This is a genomic window from Inquilinus sp., assembly GCF_039594555.1.
GTDB lineage: Bacteria > Pseudomonadota > Alphaproteobacteria > DSM-16000 > Inquilinaceae > Inquilinus.
This window is the reverse complement of sequence record NZ_JBCNNF010000257.1, coordinates 1-10,009: the sequence shown is the minus strand read 5'-3', so window position 1 is coordinate 10,009 and position 10,009 is coordinate 1. Positions and strand designations below refer to the sequence as shown.

Here is a 10,009-nt window from a genome sequence, read left to right as displayed (position 1 = left end):
GCCGTAGTCGCGCTCGTTCTCCGGCCGGTACAGGTAATAGGCCTCGTCGATGAACAGCACCCCGCCCATCGCCCGCTTCAGGATCTCCTTGGTCTTCGGCGCGGTGTGGCCGATGTACTGGCCGACCAGGTCGTCGCGGGTGACCGAGACCAGGTGCCCGCGCCGGACATAGCCGAGCCGGTGCAGGATGTCGGCCATGCGCAGGGCCACGGTGGTCTTGCCGGTGCCGGGATTGCCGGTGAAGCTCATATGCAGGGTCGGCGCCTCGGCGCCGAGGCCGAGCCGGCGGCGGATGCGCTCGACCAGCAGCAGGGCGGCGATCTCGCGGATCCGGGTCTTCACCGGGACGAGGCCGACCAGCTCGCGGTCCAGCGCCGCGAACACCTCGTCGATCCGGGTCTCCTCGAACTCCCGGGCGAGGTCGATGCGGGTGTCGGCCGGCGGGAGGGCGATTGCGGCTTCGGTCATGGCGGGGCTCTTGCTCGAAGAAGGGACGGCTTTGCTTTTTGCCTCTCCCGCTTCCCCCACCTGTCATTGCCGAGCTTGACCCGGCAATCCAGTGGGCGTCGACATCCTCTGGATGCCCGGGTCAAGCCCGGGCATGACAAAAAAGGGAAGCGCGGGAAACGAACCGGCCTAGGGGGCAGGCGGCGCTACCAGCCGCGTCGTGTACCGGATGCTCCGGCCCTCGACCTCCTGGCGTTCCAGGGCGAACCTCGCCTCCTCCGGCGGCCGGTTCACCAGGAACGAGATCCGCACCGATTCCCAGCCATGGGTGGCGTCGAAGCCGGAGATGCGGATGTAGCGGTCGCCATAGGCCTTCCGGCACGAGGCCAGCTCGGTCATCACCGCGGCGGCGTCGCGGATGTCGAACATCGGCAGGTCCCACATCTCCCAATAGGTGTTGCGGGGGTGCGGGTCGTCGGTGAACTCGATGTTCACCGCCCAGCCATGGTCGATGCAGTACTGCACCTGTTGGGTGATCTGCCGGTCGGTCAGGTCCGGCAGGAAGGAGAAGCATCCCTGGGTGACGCGCATGATGATCTCCTCAGCTGGCGGCGGTGACGGCCGGGACGAAGTCCGGCGTGTCGGTCGAGGCGTAGTCGAAGGTGACGTCCTTCCAGACGTCCAGCGCCTGGCGCAGCGGCTGGCAGTGGCGGGCGGCGTCGGCCAGGATCTGCGGCCCCTCCACCTTGGTGTCGCGGCCCTCGTTGCGGGCCAGGATCATCGCCTCCAGCGCCACGCGGTTGGCCTGGGCGCCGGCCTGGATGCCCATCGGGTGGCCGATGGTGCCGCCGCCGAACTGCAGCACCACATCCTCGCCCAGATAGTCCAGCAGCTGGTGCATCTGGCCGGCATGGATCCCGCCCGACGCCACCGGCATCACCTTGCGCAGGGACGCCCAGTCCTGCTCGAAGAACACGCCGTTCTCCAGCGTCGCCGGCAGATGGTCCTCGCGCAGGATGTCGTAGAAGCCGCGCGTCGTGTTGGGGTCGCCCTCCAGCTTGCCGACCACGGTGCCGGCATGGATGTGGTCGACCCCGGCCAGGCGCATCCATTTGGCGATCACCCGGAACGACACGCCATGCGTCTTCTGCCGGGTGTAGGTGCCGTGGCCGGCGCGGTGCAGATGCAGGATCATGTCGTTGCGCCGCGCCCATTTGGACATCGACTGGATCGCGGTGTAGCCGATCACCAGGTCGATCATGACGATGACGCTGCCGAGCGACCGGGCGAACTCCGCCCGCTCATACATGTCCTCCATGGTCGCGGCGGTGACGTTCAGATAGGTGCCCTTGACCTCGCCGGTCACCGCCTGGGCGCGGTTCACCGCCTCCATGCAGTACAGGTACCGGTCGCGCCAATGCATGAAGGGCTGGGAGTTGATGTTCTCGTCGTCCTTGGTGAAGTCGAGCCCGCCCTTCAGCGCCTCGTACACCACCCTTCCGTAGTTGCGGCCGGACAGGCCCAGCTTCGGCTTCACCGTAGCGCCCAAGAGAGGCCGGCCGAACTTGTCCAGCCGCTCGCGCTCGACCACGATCCCGGTCGGCGGCCCGTCGAAGGTCTTCACATAGGCGACCGGCAGCCGCATGTCCTCCAGCCGCAGCGCCTTCAGCGGCTTGAAGCCGAAGACGTTGCCGATGATCGACGCGGTCAGGTTGGCGATCGACCCCGGCTCGAACAAATCGAGGTCGTAGGCGATATAGGCGAAATACTGGCCCGGCTGGTTCGGCACCGCGTCGACCCGGTAGGCCTTGGCCCGGTACTTCTCGCAGGCGGTCAGCCGGTCGGTCCAGACCACGGTCCAGGTGGCGGTGGAGCTTTCGCCCGCCACCGCCGCCGCCGCCTCGACCGGGTCGACCCCGTCCTGCGGCGTGATCCGGAACAGCGCCAGGACGTCGGTGTCCTTCGGCACGTAGTCGGGCTCCCAATAGCCCATCTTGCGGTATTGCAGCACCCCGGCCTTGTAGCGGTCCTTGCCGGTGACGGTGCCCGCCTTGGTGTCGAGACTCTTGGTGTCGAGGGTCGTGACATTCGTGCTCATGGAGCTCTCCTCTCAGGCTGCGGCGCCGATCGCGATGCGCGGGTCCAGCGCGCCGGACCGGTAGCGTTTCGCCATTTCGGGCAGGGGCAGGGGGGTGATCTTCGACGCCTGGCCGGCCGTGCCGAACTGCTCGTATCGCTCGCGGCACAGCGCCTCCAGCGCCGCCATCGACGGAGCCAGGAACTTGCGCGGGTCGAACTCGCCCGGCTTCTCCACCGCGATGCGGCGGATCTCGGCGGCCATGGCCAGGCGGCAATCGGTGTCGATGTTGACCTTGCGCACCCCGTGGCGGATGCCGCGCTGGATCTCCTCCACCGGCACGCCCCAGGTCTTCGGCATCTCGCCGCCGAAGCGGTTGAACTGCTCCTGCAGCGCCTCGGGGACGGAGGAGGAGCCGTGCATCACCAGGTGGATCTCCGGCAGCCGCTCATGGATCGCCTGGACCACATGCATCGCCAGGATCTCGCCGTCCGGCCGGCGCGAGAACTTGTAGGCGCCGTGCGAGGTGCCCATGGCGATGGCCAGCGCGTCGACCCGGGTCTCGCGGACGAAGGCCACCGCTTGGTCCGGGTCGGTCAGCAGCTGGTCGTGGCCCAGCGCGCCCTCGGCGCCGTGCCCGTCCTCGGCCTCACCCTGCCCGGTCTCCAGGCTGCCGAGCACGCCGAGCTCGCCCTCCACCGACACGCCGACGGCATGGGCCGCGGCGGTGATCCGGCTGGTGATGCCAACGTTGTAATCATAGCTGGCCGGGGTCTTGGCGTCGGCCTCCAGCGACCCGTCCATCATCACGCTGGTGAAGCCGTGCTGGATGGCGGAGAGGCAGGTGCCGTCGTCGTTGCCGTGGTCCTGGTGCAGGCAGATCGGGATGCCGGGATGCATCGCCTCCGCCGCCTCCACCATCTTCGCCAGCATCAGGTCGCCGGCATAGGACCGGGCGCCCCGGCTGGCCTGCAGGATCACCGGCGCGTCCACCGCCTTGGCCGCGGCCATGATCGCCAGGATCTGCTCCATGTTGTTGATGTTGAAGGCGGGCACGCCGTAGCCATGCTCGGCGGCGTGGTCCAGCAGCTGTCTGAGCGTGATGCGGGCCATCGGGTCCTCCTCTAGACGGCGTGCACGCCCTGGGCGGCCTTGACCATGTGGAAGGCGACCAGGAGCTGGGTGAGGGCGAGGGGGTGGCTGACCGCCCTTCCGGCGGCGCCGTCATAGCGGCCGAGGTCGTCGCGCAGGTGGCTGGCCTCGGGGATGTGCTCCCAGAGATACTCCTCCACCCGCTCGGCCCGGCGGTCGGAGATCGAGCCGCGGATCTCCAGCACGTCGACCGGCTTGCCCTCGTCGCGGGTCAGCTCGAAGCCGACGCTGCCGTCGCCCACCGCCTCGATCAGCCGCGAGAAGTTCGGGTGCGGCAGGGTCGGGCGCAGGATATGGGCGACGTCCAGCCGGTGGTCGGTCTCCGGCGCCCCGGCCGAGGAGTTGGCGCCGGGCGGCCGCTGGAAGCGGATGACGATGTCGGCGAACAGCCGCTGCGGCCGGATGAAGGTCGGGCTGTCGTATTCCCGCTTCTTCAGCGATTCCAGCACCTGCTCCGTGGTGTAGCCGCGCTTGGTGGTGTCGCGGTGCACCTTCCAGCGCACGCGCAGCTCCTCCTCCGGGTCGAGGTAGATCTTGACGTCGTAGCAGTCGCGCATCGCCCGCGTGGCGTAGCCGAGCAGCCCCTCGGCGACCACGAACTCCTTCGGCTCGATGTATTCCGGCCGGTCCAGCGTGCCCTGGTCGTGGTTGTAGATCGGCTTCAGGATCGGCTGGCCCTGGCGCAGCAGATGCAGGTGCTGCTCCAGGATGTCGACATAGTTGCCGGCGGGGTCGAGGGCCGAGACCCCGTTCGCCGCCCGCTCGCGCCGGTCGTAGCGGTGATAGTCGTCGGTGCAGATCAGGGTGCAGCGCTGCGGCCCCAGGATCTCGGCGATGCCGCGCGACAGCGTGGTCTTGCCGGCCGCGGAGTCGCCGACGATCCCGAGGATGATGGGCCGGTCGAAGGAGGGCTTGGACATTCTGGTCTCCCGTCTCGGGTCGTGATCGGCGAGCCTGCTCGGCACTGCTACTGGCGCGGCCGCCTGATGGCGGTTTCTCCGCTTCCGGTGCTCACGCACCCATGTGCGCTGCGCTCCGGTTCTCGAAACCGCCACCAGTCGACTCACGCCAGCGCAGTGTCGAGCAGGCTCTGCGAGCCTCGGGCGCCGCTCGGCCGGGGGCAGGCGAGGGGCGGATCAACCGGCTCCGGCCCCCATCGTCTTGAGTCCCCCCTCCCCTCGCGGGAGGGGGGTAGGGGGAGGGGGTTGTCGCGGCCCGCGCCGGCCCCCGCAGGTCCAGCCCCCTCACAGCCTTGCCTCCATGGTCGGGCCGGCGCCCGGCCCCAGCAGGGCGGTCTCGACATAGGTGGTCAGCACCTGCCACTGCCGGTCCGGGGCCGTGAGCATCAGCGACTGGGTGCGGGTGCTCGTCCCCCGCCGCGACACGCCCTCGAACAGCAGGCCGGTGGTGATGCCGGTGGCGGCGAACCACACCTTGTCGCTGCGCACCAGCTCCTCCACCCCCCACCAGCGGCGGGTGTCCAGCCCGGCATGGGCCACGGCGGCGCGCTCATGCTCCAGCTGCGGGTCGAGGCGGCCCAGGAACTCTCCCCCCAGCGCCCGGATGGCGCAGGCCGCCAGCACCCCCTCGGGCGTGCCGCCGGTGCCCATCAGGCAGTCGACCTCGCCGCCCGGCATGGCGGCGACGATGGCGCCGGCCACGTCGCCGGCCGGGTACAGGGCGACGCGGGCGCCGGCGGCGTGGATCTCCTCCACCAGCCGGCGGTGGCGCGGCTTCTCCAGCACATAGACCGAGAGGTCGGAGACGGGCTTGCCCAGCGCCTGGGCCAGCACCCTGAGCTTGTCGCGGGTCGGGGCCAGCGGGTCGATGCGGCCCCTGACGGCCGGCGGGCCGGCGAACTTCTCCATGTAGAAGGCGGGGCCGGGGTCGAACATGGCGCCCTGCGGCGTCATCGCCACGGCGGCCAGGGCGTTGGTCTGGCCCTTGGCCAGGTGGCTGGTGCCGTCGACGGGGTCGACCGCGATGTCGACGGCGAGGTCGCGGCCGGGCCCGCCATTCGCCCCGCGCCCCAGGCGCTCGCCCTTGTACAGCTGCGGCGCCTCGTCCTTCTCGCCCTCGCCGATGACGACGCGGCCATCGATGTCGAGATGGTTGAGGACGGTGCGCATGGCGTCGACTGCGGCGGCGTCGCCCTCGTCCTTGCGGCCGCGGCCGATCCAGTCGAAGGCGGCGCGGGCGGCGGCCTCGGTGACGCGGCGCAGCGCGTAGATGAAGCCGTCCTCGGTGATGGCGGCACCGGTCATGCGCATCTCCACCCGTTCCCCGCCGGCTGGCCGGGAGGGCCGGAGGCGGGGGCTTCAGAGGGGAGTCTGCCGCTCCCCGGGACGGTCAGGGTGGGGGAGGGGCGCCGGCCCCGGAACGCCCGCCCGGGTGGGCGGGCGCGATCTTACGGGTGGGATGGGGGCTACCCGGATGGGTGGGGACGGCGGCTAGGCTTAGTCAAAGTCTTTAGCCTCTCTCATCCGGTACATTCTTGTGATAGAAGAGAATTGAAAAAAATGTGCTGGATGGCAATTGGCATTGCATATCCTATTATGAGATATCTCCCATCAATTTGTGTGAGAATTCAGAATGGCTAAGGGATCGACAGGCAAGGCAGGGGGAGCATCGCGCATTCGCTTCATAATGGTTGAGGCGGAAATAGCTGACGGTGATATCGGACAGATCACACAAGCTATTCAGAATGCATTGCGAGGGCCTGCCCCCCTTGTTCAGCGTATTACTGGTCCTAATGGGACAAGAGTAAACGCCCAAGGGACAGCTGATATTGAGGCTGAAGCTGAATCTGAGCTGGGCGCCGATGATGAGATTCAAGTAGAGCCAACTCCCCGACCCTCTAAGCCGAGAGGACCGCGCAAAGCCGGGCCTACGCCAGAGGTTTTGGAGCTCGATCTAACATCAGGAACATCTCTTGCATCCTATGCTCAGAAAGCAAATCCAAAGAGTGATAGGAAGCGCTATCTCGTTATCGCGGCTTGGTTTAAAGAGCATCGCGGTATCGACGCTATCACCGTAAAGCATGTATATACATGCTACCGTTCTCTAAAATGGCCAACTAATATAAATGACTTCTCTCAAACGCTTAGGGATCTTAAATCTGACCAACTAGTCACGTCGCCTGAGAAAGGGGCTTATGCGATAAATCATCTCGGGCTTGCCGAAGTAGAAAAATTGTTAAATGGCGGTGAATAAATGGATTTAGTCGATTTTGTCCAACAGATAGATGGCTTCGATTCACTCCAGGCCAGAGAGAAAATTAGAATATTCTCTTGGTTTTTGCATGTACATGAGGCAAAAGTTACTTTTAAAAATGAGGATATAAGAAACTGTTTTAAGTTAATGCATTTGGTGTCGCCAGATATGTCAGTATATCTGCCAAGGATGGCGTCTTCAAGACCTCCAGATTTATTGAGGGAGCGGGGTGGATACAAGCTAGAGCGAGCCATCCGATCCGCTTTGGATGCAAAATATGGCGTTCATCAGAGCGTAGTTCATGTCAGCAAAATACTTTCTGATCTCCCTGCCAAAGTTCCGGATCTTTCCGAGCGTGCATTTCTCGCCGAAGCCATGAATTGCTATCGAGTCAAGGCATATCGTGCCTGCATCGTAATGACTTGGAATCTTGCTTTCGATCATCTTCTGCGTTGGATTTTGAACGATAAAAAGCGTTTGCTTGATTTTAATTCAAATATCTCTCGCCGTTATCCAAAAAAGCCGACAATAGTCATATCTATGCAAGATGATTTCGGTGAGTTAAAGGAATCTGAAGTAATAGACATTTGTGTGGCAGCGTCAATATTTTCAAAAAATATTGCAGATATTTTGAGAGAGAAGCTGAAGCGCAGAAATATATGTGCCCATCCTTCCCAGGTGACAATAACTCAATCGCAAGCAGACGATGTTGTTACCGACCTTGTTAACAACGTCGTTCTTGCGCTTGGCTGAAAAGTCGACCGTTCAACGATTCCGTCGCAATCTGTTGTCTATCGCACGACCACATCACCCTATCGCTCCTCCTTCCCATACGCCTCCGGCACATCGCCTCAGGCGTCGGGTCGGGTCGGCTTCCTCGGGCGGAACCGAGCAAGCGCCTCTCGGGTGGTGTCGATCAGGGCCTCCCGAGAGGATAAGGCCGCTTCCGGGTTCCGGCCCGCGCAGTGGAACCAGATCCGCATCGACGGTATCGTGTCTGCCATATTGTCGACCTTCAGCAATATATCCATGATTTCATATCGTATGAACCACTTGTAGTCGTCGACCTTCGACTGCATGAAATCTGCCGTATCGGTGATGATGTTTTCGTAGTCGAATTCCCATCGCTCCGAATGGTCGATGAAAAACAGGTGCACATAGCCGCCGCACAGATAGCGGATATCGGCTTCGCTCTCCGGTTCCTCATACGCGCCCGCCGCGCATCCGACTGTCGCGAACAGGGATGATGGCTGGGCCAGCTCGACCAGCATCCGTCTCAGCGCTTCGGAATCCGATGTTTCCGGTATGGCGGCGGCCAGGTCCGGCCGGCCGCGCACATCGATGAAGCCGTGGTTGCCGGATCCGCCTTCGCGGGGAATGGGCGGGTAGGGGATGGTGATCCCCTGCTCGGCGTAGACGAGTTCCGTTTTCAGCATGTCTTCGATCGTTCGCCGCTGATCGTCACGTTATGCCGCTCCCGGCCGCACGCCGCTACCCCACCCTCTCCGCCGTCACGATCGCCGCCCCCAGCCTCCCGGCCACCGCCGCGTCCACCAGCCCCTGGTACAAGGCGAGGACATGGCCGTACCCCTCCGGGCCGGCGATCTCGATGATGCGGCCGCGCGACCGCTCGATCTTGCCGACCAGGGTCCGATACCAGCCGATATAGCGGTCGTGCAGCTCGCGCGTCCCGGCCGTCCGCCAGCCGGCGGCAGCCAGGCGCTCCGGCATCGCGGCCAAGAGCGGCGGGTTGCGCAGGAAGGGCTCGCCCGCATCCAGCAGCGGCGAGTCCTGGTAGCCGCCGCGGTCGACATGGTCGAACAGGATCAGCCGCGTGCCCGGCCGGGCGGCCCGGGCGGCCCGGGCGGCCCGGGCCAGCGCCCGCAGCGCGCCGGCCTGGTCGGGGAAGCAATAATAGGCGTTGAACAGGCAGATGACATCCGGCGCCTCGTCCACCGCCCGGTCGGCATCGGCCACGTCGCAGACCAGGAAGCGGCACTCCGGATAGCGCTGCCGCGCCGCCGCGATCGACTCCGCCTGGATGTCGAAGCCGGTGACGCGGCCCCAGCCGTGCCGGCGCAGATACTCGGCCGTGCCGCCCCGGCCGCAGCCGGCGTCCAGGATCAGGCGGCCGGCATCCTTCGCCACATCGGCCATGGCCAGCTCGATCGCCTCCTCCTCGCCGGCATGGGCGTAGTCGCCGTCGCGCACCAGGGCGAGGATCCGCTGCCCGAGGAAGGAGTTCATGGAGAAGGCGCTGGCCATCACGGAGCTCCCCGGGCGGCGCCGGCCGGCATGGCGGACGGACCAGCGTGGCGGAGCGGACCGGCGGCCGCAAGAGCCCTTCGCGCACGACGGAGGTCCGGCCCGGCCGCCGGGGCGGCGGAGAGGTGCAGGCGGGCGCCAGTTCTAATCGCTTGCGTTTATGTTCGCTTTTTGTTCTAATGCTGGAATGGTCGATGGTGCCGTCAATGCCGGGACTCCCGCCGCCGCTTCGCCGGCCACGGGACAGGCCGGCCGCTACGCCGAGGTACTGGCGGAGCTGACCGAGATGGCCCTGGAGCTCGCCCGCGCCTTCAAGGGCACGGCCCTCGCCGCCGTCCGGGCCGGCGATCTCGACCGCGCCGCCGTCGCCGAGGCCGGCTTCAACCGCACCGCGCTCGGCATCCGCCGCGCCGTCGCGCTCGACGCCAGGCTGCGGCAGCAGCGGGAGGAGGCGAAGCACAAGGCCGAGACCCGCCGGCAGCAGCGGCAGGAAGAGAAGAACGACCGGCGCTGCATCGTGGCCGAGACCCTGTCCCGCGCCATCGCCGCCGGAAAGCCCGAGGCGAAGGAGCGGCTGACCGCCGATCTGTGGTCCCGCCTGGCCGAGGATGACCGCATCGACGCCGACCTCGCCGACACCGCCCTGCCGATCGAGACCCTGGCCCTGCGCCTGGGCCGCCAGCTCGGCCTGTCCCGCCGCGCCGTCGCCGCCGGCCTCGGGCCGAAGGAGAAGGCCGGCCCCGCCCGCGCCGCTCCGAAGCCATGGGACGAGATCCCGGCCGCGCCGGTCATACCGGCCGACGCGCAGGCTGAAGATCTGCACATGCCGCCGCCGCTGGATGCGAGCCGGATCTC

11 protein-coding genes are annotated in these 10,009 nt (G+C 66.1%); 3 read left to right on the top strand and 8 right to left on the bottom strand.

Annotated features, from left to right (window positions below; genetic code table 11):
• The 6 genes from ABDW35_RS24000 to glpX all read right to left on the bottom strand — a co-directional run.
• On the bottom strand, window positions 1–468 hold a 468-nt coding region (locus tag ABDW35_RS24000), incomplete at its 3' end, for an AAA family ATPase (protein ID WP_343716387.1).
• A gap of 168 nt (window positions 469–636) precedes the next feature.
• Window positions 637–1,038 carry a ribulose bisphosphate carboxylase small subunit gene (locus tag ABDW35_RS23995; protein WP_343716386.1) on the bottom strand — a complete coding sequence of 134 codons (402 nt, stop codon included), beginning with the start codon at window positions 1,036–1,038 and terminating at the stop codon, window positions 637–639.
• Window positions 1,039–1,048: 10 nt separating this feature from the next.
• Window positions 1,049–2,545 carry a form I ribulose bisphosphate carboxylase large subunit gene (locus ABDW35_RS23990; protein WP_343716385.1) on the bottom strand — a complete coding sequence of 499 codons (1,497 nt, stop codon included), beginning with the start codon at window positions 2,543–2,545 and terminating at the stop codon, window positions 1,049–1,051.
• A gap of 12 nt (window positions 2,546–2,557) precedes the next feature.
• Window positions 2,558–3,637, bottom strand: a complete 1,080-nt coding sequence (gene fba / locus ABDW35_RS23985) for a class II fructose-bisphosphate aldolase (protein ID WP_343716384.1) — start codon at window positions 3,635–3,637, stop codon at window positions 2,558–2,560.
• A gap of 11 nt (window positions 3,638–3,648) precedes the next feature.
• Entirely contained in the window at window positions 3,649–4,596 is a 948-nt protein-coding gene (locus ABDW35_RS23980) for a phosphoribulokinase (RefSeq protein ID WP_343716383.1), read from the bottom strand.
• Between the two features lie 324 nt (window positions 4,597–4,920).
• Complete coding sequence (gene glpX / locus ABDW35_RS23975; RefSeq protein ID WP_343716382.1) at window positions 4,921–5,940, bottom strand: class II fructose-bisphosphatase; 1,020 nt, start codon at window positions 5,938–5,940, stop codon at window positions 4,921–4,923.
• A gap of 328 nt (window positions 5,941–6,268) precedes the next feature.
• On the opposite strand from glpX, the gene ABDW35_RS23970 reads away from it, so the two are divergent.
• Window positions 6,269–6,889 carry a hypothetical protein gene (locus tag ABDW35_RS23970; RefSeq protein WP_343716381.1) on the top strand — a complete coding sequence of 207 codons (621 nt, stop codon included), beginning with the start codon at window positions 6,269–6,271 and terminating at the stop codon, window positions 6,887–6,889.
• Entirely contained in the window at window positions 6,890–7,642 is a 753-nt protein-coding gene (locus ABDW35_RS23965; protein WP_343716380.1) for a hypothetical protein, read from the top strand.
• Window positions 7,643–7,740: 98 nt separating this feature from the next.
• Here the strand turns inward: ABDW35_RS23965 and ABDW35_RS23960 are convergent, their stop codons facing one another.
• The gene (locus ABDW35_RS23960; protein ID WP_343716379.1) at window positions 7,741–8,325 is read right to left on the bottom strand and encodes a hypothetical protein; all 585 of its coding nucleotides are present in this window, start codon (window positions 8,323–8,325) and stop codon (window positions 7,741–7,743) included.
• 55 nt (window positions 8,326–8,380) lie between these two features.
• Window positions 8,381–9,154, bottom strand: coding sequence for a class I SAM-dependent methyltransferase (locus ABDW35_RS23955; RefSeq protein WP_343716378.1), 774 nt, complete (start codon window positions 9,152–9,154; stop codon window positions 8,381–8,383).
• A gap of 187 nt (window positions 9,155–9,341) precedes the next feature.
• On the opposite strand from ABDW35_RS23955, the gene ABDW35_RS23950 reads away from it, so the two are divergent.
• A partial coding sequence (locus ABDW35_RS23950) for a hypothetical protein (RefSeq protein ID WP_343716377.1) occupies window positions 9,342–10,009 on the top strand: 668 nt, incomplete at its 3' end.

Coding starts and splice junctions, on each gene's coding strand:
- glpX (WP_343716382.1), bottom strand. CDS start 5,940: ATGACCGGTGCCGCCATCACCGAGGACGGCTTCATCTACGCGCTGCGC.
- fba (WP_343716384.1), bottom strand. CDS start 3,637: ATGGCCCGCATCACGCTCAGACAGCTGCTGGACCACGCCGCCGAGCAT.
- ABDW35_RS23965 (WP_343716380.1), top strand. CDS start 6,890: ATGGATTTAGTCGATTTTGTCCAACAGATAGATGGCTTCGATTCACTC.
- ABDW35_RS23970 (WP_343716381.1), top strand. CDS start 6,269: ATGGCTAAGGGATCGACAGGCAAGGCAGGGGGAGCATCGCGCATTCGC.
- ABDW35_RS23960 (WP_343716379.1), bottom strand. CDS start 8,325: ATGCTGAAAACGGAACTCGTCTACGCCGAGCAGGGGATCACCATCCCC.
- ABDW35_RS23980 (WP_343716383.1), bottom strand. CDS start 4,596: ATGTCCAAGCCCTCCTTCGACCGGCCCATCATCCTCGGGATCGTCGGC.
- ABDW35_RS23990 (WP_343716385.1), bottom strand. CDS start 2,545: ATGAGCACGAATGTCACGACCCTCGACACCAAGAGTCTCGACACCAAG.
- ABDW35_RS23955 (WP_343716378.1), bottom strand. CDS start 9,154: ATGGCCAGCGCCTTCTCCATGAACTCCTTCCTCGGGCAGCGGATCCTC.
- ABDW35_RS23995 (WP_343716386.1), bottom strand. CDS start 1,038: ATGCGCGTCACCCAGGGATGCTTCTCCTTCCTGCCGGACCTGACCGAC.